Annotated in this window: 20 protein-coding genes and 1 tRNA gene; 13 read left to right on the top strand and 8 right to left on the bottom strand. The window is 52.6% G+C overall.

The features are described 5' to 3' along the window. Window positions 1-64 precede the first annotated feature (64 nt). From hemW to ptsN, 12 genes are all read left to right on the top strand, one after another. The gene (hemW, locus tag TH3_RS20040) at window positions 65-1,258 is read left to right on the top strand and encodes a radical SAM family heme chaperone HemW (protein ID WP_037989232.1); all 1,194 of its coding nucleotides are present in this window, start codon (window positions 65-67) and stop codon (window positions 1,256-1,258) included. Between the two features lie 169 nt (window positions 1,259-1,427). Further along, window positions 1,428-1,514, top strand: a tRNA-Leu gene (locus tag TH3_RS20035). 137 nt (window positions 1,515-1,651) lie between these two features. After that, the gene (locus TH3_RS20030) at window positions 1,652-2,602 is read left to right on the top strand and encodes a glycosyltransferase family 2 protein (RefSeq protein WP_233421810.1); all 951 of its coding nucleotides are present in this window, start codon (window positions 1,652-1,654) and stop codon (window positions 2,600-2,602) included. Further along, the gene (locus TH3_RS20025) at window positions 2,599-3,858 is read left to right on the top strand and encodes an O-antigen ligase family protein (RefSeq protein ID WP_007088566.1); all 1,260 of its coding nucleotides are present in this window, start codon (window positions 2,599-2,601) and stop codon (window positions 3,856-3,858) included. Before TH3_RS20030 ends, TH3_RS20025 begins: the two co-directional genes overlap by 4 nt. 121 nt (window positions 3,859-3,979) lie before the next feature. Beyond that, window positions 3,980-4,591: a ribonuclease D gene (locus tag TH3_RS20020; RefSeq protein ID WP_007088567.1), complete on the top strand. Its 612-nt coding sequence runs from the start codon at window positions 3,980-3,982 to the stop codon at window positions 4,589-4,591. A gap of 194 nt (window positions 4,592-4,785) precedes the next feature. Further along, window positions 4,786-5,784, top strand: coding sequence for a KpsF/GutQ family sugar-phosphate isomerase (locus TH3_RS20015; protein ID WP_007088568.1), 999 nt, complete (start codon window positions 4,786-4,788; stop codon window positions 5,782-5,784). A gap of 3 nt (window positions 5,785-5,787) precedes the next feature. After that, entirely contained in the window at window positions 5,788-6,495 is a 708-nt protein-coding gene (gene lptC, locus TH3_RS20010; RefSeq protein WP_007088569.1) for an LPS export ABC transporter periplasmic protein LptC, read from the top strand. Then, window positions 6,492-7,355, top strand: coding sequence for an LptA/OstA family protein (locus TH3_RS20005; protein WP_007088570.1), 864 nt, complete (start codon window positions 6,492-6,494; stop codon window positions 7,353-7,355). The genes lptC and TH3_RS20005 overlap by 4 nt, the downstream gene beginning before the upstream one ends. Window positions 7,356-7,466: 111 nt before the next feature. Beyond that, window positions 7,467-8,198, top strand: coding sequence for an LPS export ABC transporter ATP-binding protein (gene lptB, locus TH3_RS20000; RefSeq protein ID WP_246832234.1), 732 nt, complete (start codon window positions 7,467-7,469; stop codon window positions 8,196-8,198). A 49-nt stretch (window positions 8,199-8,247) separates the two neighbouring features. Next, window positions 8,248-9,816 (top strand): RNA polymerase factor sigma-54, encoded by a 1,569-nt coding sequence (gene rpoN, locus TH3_RS19995; protein ID WP_007088572.1) that lies wholly within the window; start codon window positions 8,248-8,250, stop codon window positions 9,814-9,816. A 162-nt stretch (window positions 9,817-9,978) separates the two neighbouring features. After that, window positions 9,979-10,575 carry a ribosome hibernation-promoting factor, HPF/YfiA family gene (hpf, locus tag TH3_RS19990; RefSeq protein ID WP_007088573.1) on the top strand — a complete coding sequence of 199 codons (597 nt, stop codon included), beginning with the start codon at window positions 9,979-9,981 and terminating at the stop codon, window positions 10,573-10,575. Window positions 10,576-10,616: 41 nt separating this feature from the next. After that, complete coding sequence (gene ptsN / locus TH3_RS19985; RefSeq protein WP_007088574.1) at window positions 10,617-11,081, top strand: PTS IIA-like nitrogen regulatory protein PtsN; 465 nt, start codon at window positions 10,617-10,619, stop codon at window positions 11,079-11,081. Between the two features lie 81 nt (window positions 11,082-11,162). Here ptsN and TH3_RS19980 read toward each other — a convergent pair whose 3' ends face one another. The 6 genes from TH3_RS19980 to TH3_RS19955 all read right to left on the bottom strand — a co-directional run bounded on the left by TH3_RS19980 (window position 11,163) and on the right by TH3_RS19955 (window position 19,471). Then, window positions 11,163-12,743, bottom strand: a complete 1,581-nt coding sequence (locus TH3_RS19980; RefSeq protein ID WP_007088575.1) for an AmpG family muropeptide MFS transporter — start codon at window positions 12,741-12,743, stop codon at window positions 11,163-11,165. Window positions 12,744-12,991: 248 nt separating this feature from the next. After that, on the bottom strand, window positions 12,992-14,812 hold the full coding sequence (typA, locus tag TH3_RS19975; RefSeq protein ID WP_007088576.1) for a translational GTPase TypA: 1,821 nt from the start codon (window positions 14,810-14,812) through the stop codon (window positions 12,992-12,994). 424 nt (window positions 14,813-15,236) lie between these two features. Beyond that, entirely contained in the window at window positions 15,237-16,226 is a 990-nt protein-coding gene (locus TH3_RS19970; RefSeq protein ID WP_007088577.1) for an adenosine kinase, read from the bottom strand. Window positions 16,227-16,841: 615 nt separating this feature from the next. Next, on the bottom strand, window positions 16,842-17,750 hold the full coding sequence (locus tag TH3_RS19965; RefSeq protein WP_007088578.1) for a SirB1 family protein: 909 nt from the start codon (window positions 17,748-17,750) through the stop codon (window positions 16,842-16,844). 104 nt (window positions 17,751-17,854) lie between these two features. Then, entirely contained in the window at window positions 17,855-18,511 is a 657-nt protein-coding gene (locus TH3_RS19960) for a BON domain-containing protein (protein ID WP_007088579.1), read from the bottom strand. A 96-nt stretch (window positions 18,512-18,607) separates the two neighbouring features. Next, a complete protein-coding gene (locus TH3_RS19955) occupies window positions 18,608-19,471 on the bottom strand; it encodes an AraC family transcriptional regulator (protein ID WP_007088580.1) in 864 nt (287 codons plus the stop codon). A gap of 49 nt (window positions 19,472-19,520) precedes the next feature. Between TH3_RS19955 and TH3_RS19950 the strand changes: the two genes are divergently transcribed. Further along, entirely contained in the window at window positions 19,521-19,928 is a 408-nt protein-coding gene (locus TH3_RS19950) for a DUF2000 family protein (protein WP_007088581.1), read from the top strand. A 9-nt stretch (window positions 19,929-19,937) separates the two neighbouring features. Here TH3_RS19950 and TH3_RS19945 read toward each other — a convergent pair whose 3' ends face one another. Beyond that, window positions 19,938-20,321: a YraN family protein gene (locus tag TH3_RS19945; RefSeq protein WP_007088582.1), complete on the bottom strand. Its 384-nt coding sequence runs from the start codon at window positions 20,319-20,321 to the stop codon at window positions 19,938-19,940. Window positions 20,322-20,323: 2 nt separating this feature from the next. Next, on the bottom strand, window positions 20,324-21,175 hold the full coding sequence (gene rsmI / locus TH3_RS19940) for a 16S rRNA (cytidine(1402)-2'-O)-methyltransferase (protein ID WP_052268386.1): 852 nt from the start codon (window positions 21,173-21,175) through the stop codon (window positions 20,324-20,326). Window position 21,176: the final 1 nt, after the last annotated feature.

The following is a 21,176-nucleotide window of genomic DNA, read 5'->3' as shown; positions in this document are numbered from 1 at the left end:
ATGTAACTATCGGTGGTGCGTGTTACTTTATCCGTCTTTCCCGCAGTCGAAGATCGAGAACCGCGTGTCCCTAGCAACCGCAGAAGCTGTCCCGTTTGGCATCTATATCCATTGGCCGTTTTGCCTGTCGAAATGTCCCTATTGCGACTTCAATAGTCATGTTGCTGACAAGGTTGATCATGCGCGCTGGAGGTCGGCATTGCGTGCGGAACTTGCCGCAGGTGCTGCGCGTCATCCCGGCCGCACGGTCGGATCGGTATTCTTTGGTGGTGGGACACCGTCGCTAATGGATCCGGAAACCGCAGGGGCCCTGATCGCCGATATCAAAACCTTCTGGCCGGTAACCGATGACATCGAAATCACGCTTGAAGCCAATCCGGGTACGGTTGAAATCAACCGGTTTTCGGCCTTTGCTACCAATGGCATCAACCGGGTCTCAATTGGTATTCAGGCGCTCAATGACCGCGATCTTAAATTTCTGGGGCGGGTGCACAATGCGGCTGAAGCCATGCGTGCTCTTGATGTTGCGGCGAATGTGTTTGACCGGTTTTCGTTCGATCTGATTTATGCCCGGCCCGAACATGATCCGAAAGCCTGGCGTCAGGAGCTGCGCGAAGCACTTGAGATCGCGCGCGGTCATATTTCGCTTTATCAGTTGACGATCGAACCGGGAACGCAGTTCCATACCTTGCATCAGCGCGGTGATCTCGTTGTACCCGATGAAGATCTTGCGACCGATCTTTATGAAATCACCCAGGAAGAAACCAAAGCCGCCGGTTATAGTTGCTACGAGGTTTCGAACCATGCCCGACCCGGGCAGGAAAGCCGCCATAACCTCGTATACTGGCGCTATGGCGATTATCTTGGCATTGGTCCGGGTGCACATGGCCGCGAAGCCGTGATTCAGCCAGATGGCAGCACGAAACCAATGGCGGTGCGCCGTCATCGTGCGCCGGAAATCTGGCTTGACCGTGTGGAAAAGCAGGGACATGGCACGCAGGAAGAAACCGCTTTGGTTGCGGATGAACGCCTTATTGAAATGGTGATGATGGGGCTGCGCCTGAATGAACCGATTCCGGTGGGACGCTTCGAGCGGATTATTGGCAAAGCCCCGCGCGAGGCATTGGATTCAGAACGGCTTGAAACCCTGATTGCGTCGGGCGATCTGATTTGCGATCAGGCAGGATTGAGCACGACCGATCAGGGGCGGAACCGTTTGAACGGGGTTCTCAGATACTTGTTCGACCATTCGGCGTGATCGCGGATGAGTGGGAAAATCAAGATTTTCCTTATGTCTTGCGACGGTGGGCGATTTTCAAAGACGCGTTTTGCAAAACCCTCAAAAAGGTTGTTGACACTGAAGTTTGGCAGCGTATATTGCGCCCCGTTCCGGCGGGTTCCGCCGGGTAAATACCACAAGCCCCTATGCCCAGGTGGCGGAATTGGTAGACGCGCTGGCTTCAGGTGCCAGTGGCCGCAAGGTCGTGGAAGTTCGAGTCTTCTCCTGGGCACCATACCCCAGCACATCGTCAATGTGCTGGGGTATTGTCGTTTTAGGACCTTTAAAGCCCTAGATACACATGACTTTTGCGTCGCGGCGCATCAAGCACTGTGTTAAGACGACGAAGTATCTGCATAGTTGAGAGTTGTGATGATTTCCTCTCCTTGTGATGGCATGATGCCTGATGTCAGTTTTGTACTGCCGGTGTTCAACAAGGAAAATGCTTTGCCGCATTTTTTTGAGACATTGCTTGCGCAACAGGGTGGATTTTCGTGCGAGGTGATATTTGTCGATGATGCGTCAACCGATGGCTCGCGTGCTGTTTTGGAGGGTTTTGCAAAGCAGTACGATTTTGTTTGCGTCATTGCCAATGATGACAATGCCGGTCCCGCGATCCGGCTAAATCAGGGCGCGGAACGCGCGCGTGGCAAATATCTTGCGTTATTTGATTGTGACGAGCTTCTGGCGCCCGATGCGGTTTCCTGCATGCTCCGGCTTGCCGAAGAATACGATGCTGACATGGTGCATGGCCGCGGACGAAAGACTGACGCAATAATTGCCCGGGCAAACATCGACATGATTGGCAACAATATTGATGCCAAGATATTTGATGATGCCTTGGAGCGGATTTTAGGCCGTGGCATGGTTAGAATGACTTGGCTGGTTGAGAGGAAGTTGTTTGAAAAATCAGGGGGATGCGACCCTGACATCTTCATTCAGGACGAGTCTTTGCCTTTGAGATTGTCATACCATGGTCGTCGGGTCGTTGATGCCGACATGGTTGTGACACTTGTTCCGGACGCAGGTAGTCACCTCTCGGCAAATAAAATGCAGCAACATCATGATCGTTTTTTTGCCTATGCAAACTTTTTACGCGCCCATCCCGAGCTGGGCTTGGCGAAGCGTCGCAAAGTGTTTGGCAAATGTATTTCTGCTGCACGTAAAGCCAAGCGTGATGGTGCGCCGTTCAATTGGCTTGATCTTCAGCTTCAATATCTGGCAAACAAACTTTCTATTGGCCCTGCTGATTCAACGAGTTTGAACCGCTTCGTGCCTGTTTTTGAACAAATTTCCGGCATCAGGAGGCCGATCAAACCGTGATTTCCGCCCAGTCTTCCAGTGTGTTTGATCGCCGTATGCATATTGCTGCGACATTCCTCCTTTGCACGATCCCAGCCTTCCTGTTGTTTGCGCGTGGCGTTTCTGATGGTGCTTTGGTTTTAATCGGACTGTTGTTTCTCGTGCGTAGTGCCGTGTACCGGGATTGGTATTGGGTGCGAGAAGTAGATATCGCGATCCTTTTGATGATCTGGCTGATCCTGAATTTACTGGTTTCACCCTTTGCCGAATTTACTGGCAAAAGTTTCGGGCGATCAGCGAGCTGGATACGGTTTGTGATTTTCTATGCGGCAGTAACGCGTTGGATTCTCGCTGATGAGAAAGCTGTTCGATGGGTTTGCAAGGCTTTTATGATAACGGCTGCTGTAGCGGTTGCTGACGCGTTTTATCAGTTCTTTGTCGGTTATTCCCTGTTGGGGGGGCAGCTGATGACCGGTCGGCTTACGGGTCCGCTAGATCGACCGAATATCGGAATATACCTTGCTAAGACTGGCTTTGCGACGATCACATTGGCTTGCGCCTTATGCATTTCGACTTCAAAACAAAATATCTTTCGTATCAGCTTGGCGACTTTCCCCTTTTTGCTTGCAATTATTTTTCTGAGCGGTGAACGCACTGCAAGTGTGCTGACCCTTTTGGCGGTTGGTTCCGGTTTGATTGGCTTGTTTTTTGTTGGTGGAAAAAGCCGCCATGCTGCAGCGGCAATCGCTGCTCTTGTTGTGGGTGGAATCGGCGCACTTCTTATATTGAGTGATCGCATTCTTGCACGGGTTATGGCGCTCGGGAATGTTGTCAGTGACTATAGCAATTCGATCTATGGTGAGCTGACATCACTTGGTTGGCGCTTGTTTGCGGAACATCCTATTACCGGGACCGGTATGGGAAACTTTGGTCTCGTTTGTCCGAGTTACGAAGCACAAGGCTTGATTAGCGAATGTCATCCCCATCCGCATAACTTCTATGTAGAATGGTTGTCGGATACTGGATTACTGGGCACTTTGCCTTGGTTGGCTTTTGTTGGAATACTTGTTTGGGCTGGGCTGCGCCATTTCCGGAACGGGGATCGCCAAAGTCTGGTCGCTGGTTTGTATTTCGGTACGCTGGTTCTGTCCTTATTTCCGTTGGCGGCAACACAAAGTGCATTTTCAAATTGGCCTGCGATTGTTGCGTGGAATTCGATTGCTGTTGCCGTTGCTGCGTTGCGCTTGTCTGAAAAACATCAGGTTAAATCTGTGTGATTGATTGGGCTTTTTGCGAAATTTCATTGACGCAAAAAGCTGATCTTGGTGAGTCTTTTGCATCGCGACGTTGGTAATGCTGTGTTAATACAGCGTCAAACCAGCATTCTGGAGAATTGCGATGACCAATTTCCTTCATCATGGAGACTTGCCCGACGGGCTTGATCTTGGCAAAACCGTTGCCATTGACAGTGAAACCATGGGCCTTAATCCGCATCGTGATCGTCTTTGTGTGGTCCAGCTTTCGGCGGGGGATGGCGATGCTCATCTGGTGAAGTTTGACGTGGAAAGCTACGAAGCGCCCAACCTTAAAAAGCTTTTGTCCGATCCGTCGGTTTTGAAGCTGTTTCACTTTGGGCGGTTCGATATTGCTGTGATGGACAAGTATCTTGGTGTGCGGTGTGCACCAGTCTATTGCACCAAGATTGCATCCAAACTCGTGCGCACCTACACCGACCGCCATGGTTTAAAAGACCTTGTAAGGGAGCTGGTTGGAATCAACCTCGACAAGCAACAGCAAAGCTCTGACTGGGGTTCTTCTGATCTGTCAGATGAACAGATCGCATATGCCGCGTCCGATGTGCTGTATCTGCACAAGGCCAAGGAAGAGCTTGATCGTCGTTTGGCGCGCGAAGGAAGAACGGAACTGGCCCAGGCCTGTTTTGAGTTCCTGCCGACACGGGCGACACTTGATCTTGCTGGCTGGGAAGAGACAGACATTTTTGCCCACTGATTTGCCTTTTTGGTGTGTTGAAATTTTTCCTGGTGAGCCTGCATTGTTAATTCTGCGTCAACGGCATTTGGCGTAAGGGAATGATCCCTTCCGACATCATTAACCTGATCGTTGCTTTTGTCGCTTGCCAGTGCAGATGATCCCGCCCATCTTTCCCCGTAGTTAGTTCCGCCGGGAAACGCATAAAGAAACTGATGACAGTGACCCCGAAACCGCAAAACACGCCTGAACCGGCATCGGAGAAAGACCTTGAAGTCGCCCGCCGGGTTCTGGCAATTGAAGCCGATGCACTCAGTGATCTTGCAAAATCCTTAAACGGCGATTTTTGCAAGGCAATCGATCTGATCGAGAGCCTTGCGGGCCGCCTTGTCGTAACCGGCATGGGTAAAAGTGGTCATATTGCCAAAAAGATCGCAGCAACTTTTGCCTCGACAGGAACGCCATCCTTCTTTGTGCATCCGGCTGAAGCCAGCCATGGCGATTTGGGGATGATCGGCAAGAATGATGCCGTCTTGGCCCTGTCGAATTCAGGCGAAACACCAGAACTGTCAGATATCATCGCGTATACGCGCCGCTTTAACGTGCCGTTGATCGGTATGACCCGGCGTCCGGAAAGTTCGCTGGCAGCTCAATGTGATTATCCGCTGATTCTGCCCAATAGCCCGGAAGCCTGCCCGAACAGGCAGGCACCGACGACGTCGACGACAGCGATGCTGGCTTTTGCCGATGCGCTTGCTGTGACTTTGATGGAGCGTCGTGGTTTCAGCGCCGATGATTTCCGCACATTCCACCCTGGTGGCAAACTGGGGCAGCGATTGCTGCGTGTTAGTGACGTTATGCATGACGTTGCGGATATTCCACTTATTGGGGAAAATGCGCTGATGTCCGAGGCATTGGTCATCATGACTGGCAAGTCATTTGGCTGTGTCGGTGTGCTCGACGATACAGGCGTGATGAGCGGTATCGTAACGGATGGTGATCTACGCAGGCATATGGCAGACAATCTGGTGGCAATGCGGGTCGGTGATGTGATGACACCCAATCCCAAGGCGACCAAATCCGATGTTCTGGCTGTCGAGGCACTTGCGATTATGAATGATCGCAGCATCACGGCCTTGTTTGTCGTTGATGATGCAGGCAAGCCGGTTGGCCTTGTGCATATTCATGACCTTCTGCGTTTGGGGGTTGCGTAATCCATGAGCGAAGAACGGAAGGCCGAGATCGAGAGGGCCGCGCGTAATGCGCGCATGAACGATCGTCTTCCGTCCGGGCGGCGGGACGTGCGAATCAATCCGTTTCGCCGTTCGATCGTTAACATGCTGAAACTTGTGCTGCCGTTGATTGCGGCATCGCTTGTTGCTCTTGTTGTGCTGTGGCCACAAATCGAGAAGGTTCAGGAAAGCGGTTTTCGTCTTGGCTTTTCGACCACACCCGATGATTTGATGGAAAATGTTACCATGAGCAATCCGCGCTTTTTTGGCGTGGATGGGAATAAGCAACCCTTCACCGTCACAGCCAACGACGCGGTTGAGCAACCGGAAAGCGGCGAGCGGCTGGCACATGTGCATCTTGATGCACCGCAGGCTGATATAACGCTTGAAGATGGTTCGTGGATTGCACTTACGGCGGATGAAGGTTTTTATACCCAGTCCGATGAATTGCTTGATCTGGTCGGGACCGTGAATATGTATCACGATCAGGGGTTTGAAATTCATACCGAGCAGGCCGAGATCGCATTGAATAGCGGCAGTGCCAAAGGCAATGAACCTGTCGATGGACAGGGACCGTTCGGGACGATCAAATCTGACACCGGGTTTGAGCTTGAGGACAAGGGTGCCGTGATCCGCTTTTTGGGGAATGCTCGTCTGGTGATTTTCGATAGTGCTTTGAAAGGTAAATCATGATCGCAGTTGCGCGTTTTGCGGTGCGCCGTTTTTTGATGGCGACAGTTTTTGGGGGCGCGCTGCTGGTTCCCTCAGTGGCGGCATATGCCGATCCACTTGGTCTTGCCCAAAGTGGAAGCGGGGGGCTTGAGGTCGAATCCGATAACGGCATTGAATGGCGTCGTAACGAGCAGGTCCTGATTGCGCGAGGTAATGCGGTGGCTAAACGCGGCAATTCCCGTGTGGACGCAGATGAACTGCGTGCCCTTTATCGGGATCGTGACGGTCAAAGCGAGATTTACCGTATCATTGCCACGGGCAACGTAAAACTGTCTTCAGAAACCGATGTCGCAACCGGTGATCAGGCGATTTATGACATTGACGATGCCGTTGTCGTTTTGACGGGTAAAGATCTGCGATACAAAACACCCAATGAAACCCTGACCGCTGAAGAAAGCCTTGAATACTGGGAAACCGAACGTATGGCGGTTGCACGTGGTAATGCGGTTGCCGTTGCCGATGATCGTACCCTTCGCGGTGATGTTCTGACGGCACGGTTCGAAGCAGGCAAGAATGGCGAAAACGAACTGAGCCGCATTGACGGTGATGGAAATGTTACCATCCGAACGTCAACCGATTTTGTGGTTGGCAATCAAGGCGTTTATGATGCGAAAACGGGTATCGCAACCCTTGTCGGATCGGTTAAGATCACGCGCGGCGAGAACCAGCTGAATGGGGATCGCGCTGTTGTCGACCTGAATACAGGTGTCAGCCGATTGACCGCCAGCGGAAATGGCGATGGCAAAAGCCGCGTTCGCGGTTTGCTTGTGCCGGAAAAAGACGACGAAAACAGCCCGGGCCAATCCGGGAATGGCAACTGACGAAGGGTCGGGAATTTGTTCTGGTCGCGCAAAAGCGGAAAATCCGACAACACACATGCACCAAAGACCGGTAGTGGCAGCAATGCATCCTCCGGTACGGGCCCGCGGCTGGTGACAGCCAACAAGGGGCTGGTGGCGCACAATCTTGGCAAGAGCTTCAAGAAGCGACCGGTGCTTAAAGACGTGTCGATGTCGGTACAACGCGGCGAAGCCGTCGGCCTTCTCGGACCAAATGGCGCCGGAAAGACAACCAGTTTTTATATCATCACGGGTCTGATTTCTCCGGATCGGGGGAATATTTCGCTTGATGGGCGCGATATCACCATGATGCCGATGTATCAGCGTGCACGCATGGGAATCGGTTATTTGCCGCAGGAAGCATCGATTTTCCGCGGGATGACGGTCGAACAGAACATCATGGCGGTTCTGGAGGTCGTGGAAGATGACCGGATCAAGCGTGAACAGAACCTGGAAGATCTTTTGGCGGAATTTGCCATCGAGCATTTGCGCCGCACTCCTGCCCTTGCCCTGTCGGGTGGGGAACGCCGCCGTTGCGAGATTGCACGTGCCCTTGCGGCCCATCCGAACTTCGTTCTGCTGGACGAGCCGCTGGCTGGGATTGACCCGATTGCGGTCGGTGATATTCGCGATCTTGTACGTCATCTGAAAGATCGTGGCATTGGGGTCTTGATTACCGACCACAATGTGCGCGAGACTCTGGACATCATTGACCGGGCATATATCTTGCATGACGGTCGGGTTTTGATGGAAGGTGGTCCTGACGAAATCGTCAGAAATGACGATGTCAGAAGGGTTTATCTGGGTGATCGTTTCAGCCTTTGATCACACACCTTGTTTCTAGGGGGTTCGGATTGACGAGGGGTAGTTCATAATGGCCCTGAAGGCGCGGCTTGATCTTCGTCAGTCTCAGTCTCTCGTCATGACGCCTCAGTTGCAGCAGGCGATCAAACTGCTGCAATTTAACAACATCGAACTTTCCAATTTCATCGATAGTGAATTGCTGGAAAATCCGCTGCTGGAACGCGCAGATCCGGGGCAAACCTTTGCCGAAACAGGTGACGGGGCAGTCGGGAATGGCGATCAGGGTATCGATTCCCGTACCAGCGATGATTTTTCTGATCGAGAAGATCGTTTTGGCACCGACCGCCTGACGTCAAGTGAAACCATGAGCACCGGCGATTCCGGTCCGCTCGATTGTGCGCCAGATGCCCTTTACAACGGCGAAGGTGAAATCACTCCCGATGGTGCCCCGGTTGCCGGAAACCATGATTATTCGTCGCCCTATAGCGGTGGAACGGGTGGTGGAGGCAGCGGCGAAGATCTGCCTGGCCTGGAACAGACGCTTGCCGACAAGGCGACACTTCGTCAGTCACTTGATGATCAGCTTAACATCGCGTTTGCGGATGCCATTTCACGCATGATTGGCAGCTACCTGATCGATATGCTTGATGAAAATGGCTATGTCGCCGGGCCGCTTGAAGAGGTTGCCGAGGCACTTGAATGCGAAATGAGCGATGTATTGCGCGTTCTTGCCGTTATGCAGGGATTTGAGCCAGTGGGCATCTTCGCCCGCGACCTTGCCCAATGCCTCGAACTGCAATTGCGTGAGCTTAATCGGTTTGATCCAGCGATGGCAGCGTTGCTGGCTAATCTGGATTTGCTTGCGCGTCGTGAATTTGATCGCTTGCGCCGGATATGCGGCGTGGATACCGATGATCTTTCGGACATGATTTCCGAAATTCGCACCCTTGATCCGCGTCCGGGGCGAACCGCCGATGGGGAACCGGCAACGCCGGTCATTCCCGATGTTCTGATGCGCGCAGCCGGAAGCGGCAACTGGCATCTTGAACTGAACAGCGATGCATTGCCGCGCGTATTGGTGAACGAGGATTACGCCGTAAAGATAGGACAGGGGCTGCGTAATCGCGAGGAACGAAGTTTTCTTAGCGAGAAGCTTCAGAACGCCAATTGGCTGGTAAAGGCACTGCATCAACGTGCTACCACGATCATGAAAGTCGCAAGCGAGATCGTGCGTCAGCAGGATGGATTCTTCAATTACGGCGTGTCGCACTTGCGCCCGTTGATCCTGCGCGATATCGCCGAAGCAATCGGCATGCATGAAAGCACGGTTTCACGGGTGACCAATGGCAAGTTTATGGCGACCCCGCGTGGCGTTTACGAGTTGAAGTACTTTTTCACCACGGCAATTTCATCTGCGGATGGCGGAGATGCGCATTCTTCTGAATCTGTTCGTCATCGCATCAAGTCATTGATAGACGGGGAAGATCCGAAAAAGATTTTGTCTGATGACAAACTTGTCGAGCTGCTTCAAAAGGAAGGGATCGACATCGCCCGCCGAACAGTGGCAAAATACCGCGAAGCGATGAGAATTCCCTCGTCGGTCCAGCGACGGCGCGAAAAAAAGTCGCGGGTTTCCTAGCCAGTCAAACACTGCAAAATATACCTTAAGGTATTGTATATTCAGCAATAATACCCAAATGTTGACTTGGCATTAACGAGGGAATATGGTGCGGCCTCCTGATTGAGGGGCACTGAATGTCCATATGTACTGGGAAGTCACTCAACTGGGGATAGGCGATCCATGCAAATTACGGTTATTGGTAAACAACTCGACGTTGGTAACGCACTCCGTCAACACGTCGTCGAGACGTTGGACCCTGCGGTAGAGAAATATTTCGATCACGCGATCGAAGCAACGGTGACCATCACCAAAGAGGCGCATCTCTACATCACGCAGATATCGGTCCATGTCGGCAAGGGCATGTTGGTTCAGGCGAAGGCATCAGCGAATGAAGTGTATCCTGCCTTCGATTCCGCCTGTGATCGTGTCGCTAAACAGTTGCGACGCTACAAGCGGCGTCTGCGTGACCATCATACCAACCGTGATCAGTATGAGCAGGCAAGAATTGATGCGACACATTATGTGATCGCACAGGAAGACGACGATCATTCTGATGACGAACATGTCAACGGCTTCGAGCCTGTGATCGTCGCTGAAACATCGGATCGCATTGATACGCTCTCTGTTGGAGAAGCTGTTATGCGGCTCGACTTGGGGGACATTCCGGCACTTATGTTCCGGAATGGCAAACATGGCGGATTGAATGTTGTATATCGTCGTGCTGACGGCAATATCGGGTGGCTTGACCCATCCGATAAGGAGGCTGGTGCAGCGTGACGGACACAGATTCTTCCGAGCCAAACAACGCAACGCGAAAAATGGACATATCATCGATTCTTTCCCCTTCGGGGGTAATACCGGCCCTGCGGTCCGGTGCGAAAAAGGCTGTCCTTGAGGAACTTGCCGAAAAGGCAGCTGACGTCACCGGGCGTGAAGCGGGCGAGATTTTTTCCGTTTTGCTTGACCGTGAAAAACTTGGCAGCACCGGCGTAGGTGGTGGTGTCGCGATTCCGCACGGCAAGCTGGCGGATCTTGACCGGTTGCACATGATCTTTGCGCGTGCTCAGAACCCGATTGAGTTCGATGCCGTTGACGAACATCCTGTCGATTTGTTTTGCATGCTGATTGCCCCGGAAGAAGCTGGTGCAGATCACCTGAAAGCACTGGCGCGTATTTCCCGCCTTCTGCGTAATCAGGGCATGTGCGACAAGTTGCGCGGTGCGGGTTCTGCGGATGCAATCTATGCACTGCTGACACAGGATGAGGCTGAACAGGCCGCCTGAGCGTCGTGACATCAGAAGATCTGAAACCGGGTGCCATTATGTGGTGCCCGGTTTTATTTTGCCTTGATGAATAACTGTTGGTTAGCCGTCTTCGGTTATCGCTGCTGCGTGCGCGGCTTTTTCTGCGGTATTCTGTGTCATCAGCCTACCGGCCAGGACAACGAGATACAGCACGGGTATGCCAATCAGGGCTGTGCCGATAAAGAACCAGCTGTAACCGAGCGCATCGACGACACTGCCCGAAAATCCGGCAAGGATTTTGGGGAACAGGGTCATGATTGAGCTAAAGATCGCATATTGCATGGCAGTAAAGGAAATATTGGTCAGGCCCGACAGGTAGGCGATGAAGGCGGCTGTTGCAAGACCACCTGACAGGTTGTCGGCCATAATCACACCGGCAAACATGATCGTGTTCGGGCCCAGATGAGCCATAATTGCAAACAGGATGTTGGTAATTGCCGAGAGAAGTGCGCCAAGAAACAGGATACGCACGACCCCGTAGCGAACCGAAAGAAGACCGCCAAGGAAGCTGCCTGCGATGGTCATGAACAGGCCAAATGTTTTGGAAACAGCTGCTATTTCTTCCTTGGAAAAGCCCAGATCGGTATAGAAAACATTGGCCATGACCCCCATGACGATATCGGCAATCCGATAGACGCCAATGAGTGCCAGCACAACTATCGCAGCCTTGCCATAGCGGTCGATGAAATCCTTAACCGGTGCGACATAGGTTTCCTGAACCATGCCGGTTGGGGTTACGCCGATACGTGTGGTCAGCCATGCGAAAAGGATTGCGGCTGCGACAGAGATGGCTAGTTTGAGAAACCCGGCGATGAAACCAGCCAGTCCGTCGATCATTCCGTTTTCGACTAAAGCCGTTTTTAATGGCTCGGTCAGGTCGCTGGCATAGATGTTGGCAATGATGAAGGCGATCACAGTCAGCGCAAACATCAGAAGGAAACGACCGTAATCGGATGTTTTATGAAAATACTTGCTGTCAGTCCGATTTACGGTGGGTTCGCGAATGATCAGCGTGGTGATAACGCCGATCCCCATGGCCAGAGCCATGCAGCCATAGGCAATTGTCCAAGCAATCGGCTCATAACTGCCTTCGGCCTCAAATAGTCCGGCAATGGTCAATGCTCCGGCACCGGCGACAATCATTCCGATACGATACCCACCGATATAGGCCGAGCTCATCATGGCTTGCAGGTCGGTATCTGCTGCCTCGATGCGATAGGCGTCAATCACGATGTCCTGTGTTGCCGATGCAAAGCCAAGCGCAACAGCAGCAAAGGCCATAGTAGTCAGGTTTTCGGCCGGATCGGTAAAGCCCATCCAAAGGATGGCGCCGATAATGGCACATTGGGCAATAATCAGCCAGCTTCGCCGACGTCCAAGAGCACCATGCAAAATCGGGAACGGCAGCCGGTCAATAAGGGGGGCCCAGACAAATTTGAAAGAATAACCAAGGGCGGCCCAGCTGAAATAGGTGACGGTAGAACGTTCCACGCCGGCTTCGCGTAGCCAGATCGACAGGGTTGAGAAAATCAGCAGGATGGGAATCCCGGCCGACAGTCCCATGAACAGCATGGTAATCACGCGTGGATGAATGAACGCCCGAAATGAATCACCCCAACTGCGCAAGGCTGTGTCGTGCATGGATATTCCCCGTCTGAATGCGGCCTTGTGCGAAATTAGGGGAAACACGTTAAGGAATGCCGAAACGGTGTAGGCGATTGTATGTCTCGTCCCGAAGTCGACATTGTCAGCTATAGGCGCAGACAATGTCGACTTCGGGACGAGACCCCTGATGAAAAAGGCACGAACATCATAGCAAATGTTCGTGCCTCTCAATGTATAAGGGCCGCCCAAGCAGGCGACCCTTCTAAATCACGATCCAAACCGGTTTAAACGGTTTCGGATTCCGATTTGCGGCTTTCGCGTTTGCGCACGTTCGGGTCGAGGTGCAGCTTGCGAATACGGATGCTTTGCGGGGTAACTTCGACCAGTTCGTCGTTCTGGATATAAGCCAGCGCTTCTTCAAGCGACATACGACGCGGCGGGGTCAGGGTAATGGCATCATCCTTGCCCGATGCGCGGACGTTGGTCAGTTTTTTACCCTTGAGAATGTTAACTTCAAGGTCGTTGTTGCGGTTGTGTTCGCCGATGATCATGCCTTCATAGACACGTTCGCCCGGATTGATGAACATCGAACCGCGATCTTCCAGCCCCCAAAGGGCATAGGCAACCGCATCGCCCTGATCGTTCGAAATCAGAACACCATTACGACGACCTGCAATCGAACCTTTGACCGGACCATAGGAATGGAACACACGGTTCATCACGCCGGTACCGCGGGTATCGGTCAGGAATTCGCCATGATAACCGATCAGGCCACGCGACGGTGCCAGGAACATGATACGGGTCTTGCCGCCACCGCTTGAGCGCATGTCGGTCATTTCGGCCTTGCGCAGGCTCATCTTTTCAACGACGGCACCGGCAAATTCTTCGTCCACGTCGACCTGGACTTCTTCAAACGGCTCGGACAGGACGCCGTCGATTTCCTTGATCAGAACGCGCGGACGCGAGATCGACAGTTCGTAACCTTCGCGACGCATGGTTTCGATCAGAACGCCAAGCTGAAGTTCACCACGACCTGCGACTTCAAAGGCGTCCTTATCCGCGGTTTCCGACAGCTGAATGGCAATGTTGCCTTCGACTTCGCGTTCCAGACGGGCACGGATCATGCGCGATGTAACCTTGTCGCCTTCCTGCCCAGCAAGCGGAGAGTTGTTGACCGAGAAAGTCATGGCAAGGGTCGGCGGATCAATCGGCTGGCTTGAAATTGCACTGGTGACTTCCGGTGCGCAGATGGTGTCGGCAACGGTTGCGTCGGTCAGACCGGCAATCGCGATGATGTCGCCAGCAACAGCTTCTTCCTGCGGGACACGATCAAGACCACGGAAACCCATCAATTTTGAAAGACGACCGGTTTCGACAGTGCCATCACCACGCAGAACCTTGACCGGCATGTTAAGTTTTGCGCGGCCCTGTGCGACACGGCCAGTCAGGATACGGCCAAGGAAGTTGTCAGCATGCAGCATGGTCGCAATCATTGCGAACGGCGCGTCAACTTCTGCCTTCGGTGCCGGAACATAGTTCAGAACCAGGTTCATCAGCGGTGTCAGGTTTTCTTTCGGGCCTTCCGGTGCCTCGGCAGCCCAGCCATCACGACCGGAGGCATACAGAACCGGGAAATCAAGCTGTTCGTCATTGGCTTCGAGCGACACGAACAGATCAAATATCTCGTCGAGAACTTCTTCTGCGCGTTGGTCCGGGCGGTCGATCTTGTTGATGATCACGATCGGCTTCAGGCCGAGTTTCAGGGCTTTACCCAGAACGAATTTGGTCTGTGGCATCGGGCCTTCGGCCGAGTCAACCAGCAGAACAACACCGTCAACCATCGACAGGATACGTTCGACTTCACCACCGAAATCGGCGTGGCCCGGGGTATCGACGATATTGATACGCGTATCGCCCCACTGAATTGCGGTCGGCTTTGCCATGATGGTGATGCCGCGTTCGCGTTCCAGATCGTTACTGTCCATGGCGCGTTCATCAACACGCTGGTTGTCACGATAAACACCGGATTGACGGAACATCGCGTCGACGAGAGTGGTTTTGCCATGGTCGACGTGTGCGATAATGGCGATATTGCGCAAGTTCATTGGCGCGGACTCCAGAATAAAAATGCCGCGCGCCGGGATACATCCCTTGCGCATCGGTCAGTAAAAGTTTCAAGGCCAGTAGATATTCAGCTGCCGCAGGACCGGTGTTGCCCGGTCGGCAAGTTCAAACCCGCGCATTAGCGCAGCACTGCACATGCTGAATGTTTACTGGCCCAAAAGACAAATTGCAGTTTGGCTCGGAAGCCGCCCTGTCATAGCCAATGTCGAGGCGAATGACCAGCCTTGTGCATGCCATGCGGGGTTGATTTTTATGCAATGCCGGGTTCTTGCGCTATTAACTGGAGAAAGTCAATCTTTGTGTGCATTGCAAAACGGCAGAATACCGGCAATTGCTACAAAAGAAACGGGACGGCAACCAAATGTTGCCGTCCCGTGAATTTTATCGTGAAACCATGGCGAAGGGTCAAAGAGTCTTCGCAACCAGTTCCTTAAGGTCTGCATCGGGGCGTGCGCCCATATGCGAAATCACTTCGGCAGCACAAATCGAGCCAAGGCGACCACATGTCGCAAGACTATCGCCACGTGTGTAGCCATAAAGGAAGCCCGATGCGAAAAGATCACCTGCGCCGGTGGTGTCAATCACGCGGGCAACCGGTTCGGCATCAACCTGTATGACTTCGTCATCCGATACAATGACCGAACCTTTTTCACTGCGGGTCAGGGCTGCGACTTTGCAGTGTTTACGGACTTCCGCCAGGGCTTCTTCGAAGGTGTCGACCTCGTAAAGCGATTTGATCTCGTCTTCGTTGGCAAACAGTACGTCGATATGATTATGGACCAGATCGCGGAACGATTCACGATGACGGTCGACACAGAAGGAATCAGACAGGCTGATCGAAACCTGTCGTCCGGCATCGTGCGCGACCTGTGCGGCCTTGATGAAAGCTTCCTTCGCTTCGGGCCGATCCCAAAGATATCCTTCCATGTAGGTGACCTTGGCCGATGCGATCAGTTCGGCATCGATATCATCCGGGCCAAGCTCCGTGCAGGCACCAAGGAAGGTATTCATGGTACGATGACCATCCGGTGTCACGAAAATCAGGCAGCGCGCCGTTGGGGAGCCGCTTGTTGCCGGGGTCGAATTAAAGGAAACGCCGATGGCACGGATATCGTGGCGGAAAACCTCACCCAGTTGATCGTTACGCACCTTGCCAATATAAGCACCTTTGGCACCAAGGGCCGCAATCCCCGCCATGGTATTGCCAGCGGATCCACCGGACATTTCAAGGCCAGGGCCCATTTGGGCGTAAAGACTGTCGGCGGTTTCGGCGTCGATCAGAGTCATGGCGTTCTTTACAAGGTTCAAACGGCCAAGGTCTTCTTCCTTGCAGTGAGAAAGAACGTCGACAATGGCATTGCCGATTCCGACGACGTCGAATTTGGTGTCACTCATTGACTTGAATTTCCTAAGCTTTTTTCGGTATTTCCCGACAGTCAAGGTTCGGCAAGTCATAGTGCTTGGCTGCCATCGCCTTTATGGGTCGGATGATCTGGAGCGGGAGTATAGAGAATGAAAATCGCGGTGCAAGCATCGCGACCGTTTCGCGTCCGGTCTTTTAACCCTGCGTTAAGGACGTGAAAAACTGCATCCGTAGTTTTTCACGCGGCTTTCCGAAATCAATTCAATCTTTGTTGACCGAAATTTTTTGCCATTGTCGGAAATTGATTCGTCACACCCTGGTCGCCGATTCCACGATGCGCAGAAAACCGCGCTTTTTGACTCCTCCAAGGCATGATGAGGGCTCTTTACCTATTGTTTGCCGATGTGATGTCTTTAGCGCTCTGTTGCTACTCATAAATCTCACTATAAGATCGTTTTATTTATCTTAATTATGAAATTAGCGAAGATAAGAGGCGTGTTAAAATTCAAACAGACTGGTATGTCTTCATCTAGATATACATAAAATTCCTAAAAAATATAATATAGGAATATACAATCAATCTTGTACTGGGAAAATAGCGGTTAAGTCTGAAGTGGCTTCCCCGTGCCTTGACACTACTGAGGAGTTCAGGGTTGACCGGAATCAGGATTGTCCGAGGGATTTTTGTGATCCGTGTTTTGCGACCGGATCGGATATAGCTGCACTGGCGTATCTGAATTTGGCACGTCGCGCGTGTCATTCTTGCGGTCAGAAGATTGATGACCGAGGCGATCACGCAGTTCTTCGACAACAGCACTTATGCGGGCCCGATGCATCGGGTTCTTACACAGTTCAACGAACCGGGTGAAGGCATGGAGTGCTTTTGCATCTTCGTGCAGGCGGGCGTAAAGCGCGCCGAGCTGATGCCAAAGCCCGTCATGGTCAGGTGCAATCAGCAAACTGTTGTCAATCACACGCGCGGCGAGGGCCAGCTCGCCCCGCCGAAGGGCCCTAACCTTTATATTGTTTTGAAGTCGTAACAATATCGCAATATCAGATGCTTCACGATAGTGAGCGGGTTGCAGTTCTGCATCTAGCCCCTGAAACGCCTTCAACAACTCGCGTAACTCGGCAGAACCCAATGTGATGCCGCCATGGAAGGGATCGATCATTCTTCGCGCCCCCCCGGATTGCAGACGCAGCAGAAAGTGACCAGGAAAATCGATGCCCGTGATCTCTATCTGGCAACGTTTTGCGACATGTACGTAAAGCAATGCGAGCGCCACAGGAAGACCGCGCTTTCGATCAATGACCGACATCAAATCTGCATTGGCGATATCGTCATAATTTTCCGCATCGCCCTGAAACTGATAGTGACCGGGGATAACATCCTGCATGGCCTGCACGATTAGGTCGACGACGGCACGGCCATCTTCATCTCTTGATTGCGCAGATAGGGAGCCAATCCGGTTGCGGACATCACCAGAAATGGCTTCAAGCAAATCGATATAAGGTGCAATATCCCGGCTGGGGTCGTTTAACCGTGCAAAATGCAAAGCGGCCTCGGCCGCAGTTGCATCGGGATATTGGCCGTTACCGTAATCGGTAAGCCATTGGCGATCTTTTGCTGTGATGTCCTTTTCCCGATCAATAATAATGCTCAGGTCCTCTGGCGTTGTGGGTCGTCCTTAAGTCTTACATGACTGACGACGCGTCTGACATAACTGGTAGCGCGTGCATGAGAGATGACAAGGTTGCGCTCATGTTCGCTTTGCGCGATGCCCATGATATGGACGGTACCATTGATGGTTTCGACACTGTAGTTAATCGCATAGACGTCTGTGTCAAACATCAGTGCGGTTTTGATGCGGGTCGTGATCAAAAGATCACTGGCGCTGTCCATTAAACTGCTGCCTTGACCGACATTGATTTCGTTGATGACACGGTTTACGCCATTGACCTGCCAGGCCAGTTCGACCGCTTTAAGTTCGCTGTCGGTATTTTCAACCGTTCCGGCAAGCAGAACTTCCCCCTCAACTACTTCGATTTCGATCCGGCGAAACAGGTTTTCGTCTTCGGTCAGGAACTTCTGCCAGATCTCGGCCGTGATTGCGGTATCGCTGACCGCGCCGCCAAATCCGCGTTCCTGTAGGGCGGCCACACCGGCAGTTGCACCTGCACCCACTGCAAGAGACGTGCACCCCGCAAGTGGCATAAAAGCAAGGATCACCAGAACGGGTCCTGCCTGCGCAATATAATTCCTGACTTTAACAATACGGCCCTTTGACCGTCGCAATGTGCGTGACAGCAATGTCATCTATCGGTTTCTCGCCCCGCGTTCCCCCGTCGTCTCAACTGCCAATATGAGCGCAGCCGGTTAAGGAGTTTTAAACTCGAAGCGCGGTTTGACCGATTAATGACTTTTTTCGCATGTGAGTTCGGCCCAACGGCCGGGTGTGATACCAAATGCACGTTTGAAATGCCGATTAAGATGGCTTTGATCAGCAAATCCGGTATCACCCGCAATATCGACCAGCGGCTGGCGAAGGCTGATAAGGATGCGGGCTTTTTGCAGGCGACGCATCATCAGATAACGATATGGTGTTGTCCCAAAACAGGCACGGAATTGACGGATAAGACGATATCTATCAAGCCCCGTGACCTCTTCAAGCTCGGCGGACTGTACCGGGCGATCAAAGTTGTCTTCAAGATATTGTTTGGCCCGTTCCATGTGTTCCAACGCCAGAAAGCCAATCGGTTTCATTGAGTTTTTGGCGTGCTGCGCAAGGCCGGTGGCGATGTCAGAGATAAATTGATCTATCAGAAGGGGATCAACATCTTCATCAAGATGGGCGAGCATTGAGGCAAGGGTTGCTGCCAGCTGCGAGTCGGCAATGACGGGATCAGAAACAAAGGGCAGGGAAGCCGTATCCGTGCCAAGGCCCTGCCGTAGCAGTGATGGTTCGAGATAAAGCATGCGATAGCGCAAACCGTCCTCGGTTCCTGCACCTCCGTCATGGACCTCGTCGGGGTGAAGGATGATCACATTACCGGGCTGACTGGCACAGGAAGAGCCGCGATAGTTGAAGGTCTGAACGCCCTGCATGGTGATGCCCAGCGCATAGGTATCGTGGCGATGGGGGGCAAACATATTACCAAAGAAAAGGGCTTCCATTCGCTCGATCCCCGGCAGCGGGGCCGCAGAAATGAAGTGCTCGCGCGGTTTGCACAAACGTTCAAGACCGTCTGATGGGGTTTGGTTTACAGAATCCAGCATTACGGTTTTTCCGACAACCTCCCGAACCTGAAAATCAACGGATGTGCAAATGTTTGATACCAAAGTCGCCATTGTTCTTCGCAATGATCTCGAAAATTGGCAATCGCTGAATGTGACGGCATTTTTAATGAGCGGTATTGTCGCCCAGTTTCCCGAAATCATCGGGGAACCCTATAAAGACCGTGACAATAATATCTATAACCCCTTGTCCCGCCAACCGGTGATCGTTCTGTCGGCTGATGCCGCGACAATGGCAAAGATTCACCGCCGTGCCCTTGAGCGTGGGGTAACCACATCGCTTTATGTCGAGGAAATGTTTTCAACCGGTCATGACGAAGCCAATCGCGATGCTTTCGGGCAGTTCTCGCCAGAGGATGCCAAAGCGGTCGGAATTGCTTTGCGCGCGGAAAAACGGGTGACTGACAAAATCATCAAGGGCGCAAAGATGCATCCGTGATTAATCTGATCACAGCATCCAGGCGTTTTTCAAATGCCTGATACGCCAGCCGTTCCGTACGGCTATGATGTCAAACCGCAAATCGCCATGATGCCCTATGTTTGAGGCGAAGTTTGAAAGAGCGCGGGCAATGCGTTGTTGCTGTTTGGGGCGCAAAGCATGCAGTGCATCGTCGAGGTTAGCGCGATTTTTGACTTCGATTGCGGCGATCAGATTGCCTTTTTTGACGATGATATCGATTTCGCCGACCGGGCAGCGATACCGGGTTTGGAGAATACGATAACCGCATAGCCGAAGCCACATTGCGCATAACCATTCAGCACGTCTACCGGCCTGCTCGGCCTTGCGACGATCAGATCGGCCTGTGTCGCGTGTTGTCCGGGCGGATTTCATGGCTATCCCCTGGATGGTTTGGAAAGTTCAAGCGCCCGATTATAAAGATCACGCTTTTTAAGGCCGGTTTCCTTGGCCAACTGATCGGCGGCTTCTTTGGTACGCAGGGTTTTCAGAAGTCCGATCAGGCGCGCATCAATGTCATCGGCGTCGGGTTCGGCGTCCTGTTCATTCTGCGGCCCGACAACAACAATGATTTCGCCCTTGGGCGCGCCTTCGGTGGCGTAATGAGCCGCCAGATTGCCAAGTGTTCCGGTTCGAACTTCCTCAAACATTTTTGTGAGTTCGCGGGTGACGGCTGCTTCGCGCGCTTCGCCCAGCATTTCAGCCATATCGGCAAGACTGCTTGCCAGTCGTTTGGGACTCTCAAGAAAGATCAGGCTTCCGGGAATGCTTGAAAATCGTGCCAGTTCCTTTTTGCGTGCCGATGTCTTGGGGGGTAGGAAGCCAGCATAAAAGAAGTGGTCACTGGGAAGTCCCGATAAAATAAGAGCCACAATCGGTGACGAGGCGCCGGGGGCAGCAGTGACATTGAAGCCTTCTGCCTTGCAATCACGGACCAGTTTGTAGCCGGGATCGTTGATCAGGGGCGTTCCGGCATCCGAAATCAGCGCAAGCCCCTGTCCCTTGCCAAGGCGTTCCATGATTTCGGGGCGCATTTTGGCGGCGTTATGTTCGTGATAGGCGATCCGTTTGGTTTTTACGCCATATCGCGACAACAACTTGCCCGATGTTCTGGTGTCTTCACACAGGATAATATCGGCACGTTTGAGGATATCGAGCGCACGAAACGTAATATCGCCCAAATTACCGATTGGAGTAGCGACAAGATAAAGACCTGATGAAAGTGGCAAG

The organism is Thalassospira xiamenensis M-5 = DSM 17429, assembly GCF_000300235.2.
GTDB lineage: Bacteria > Pseudomonadota > Alphaproteobacteria > Rhodospirillales > Thalassospiraceae > Thalassospira > Thalassospira xiamenensis.
The sequence above is the reverse complement of the archived record's forward strand: the minus strand, read 5'-3'. Positions and strand labels throughout refer to the sequence as shown.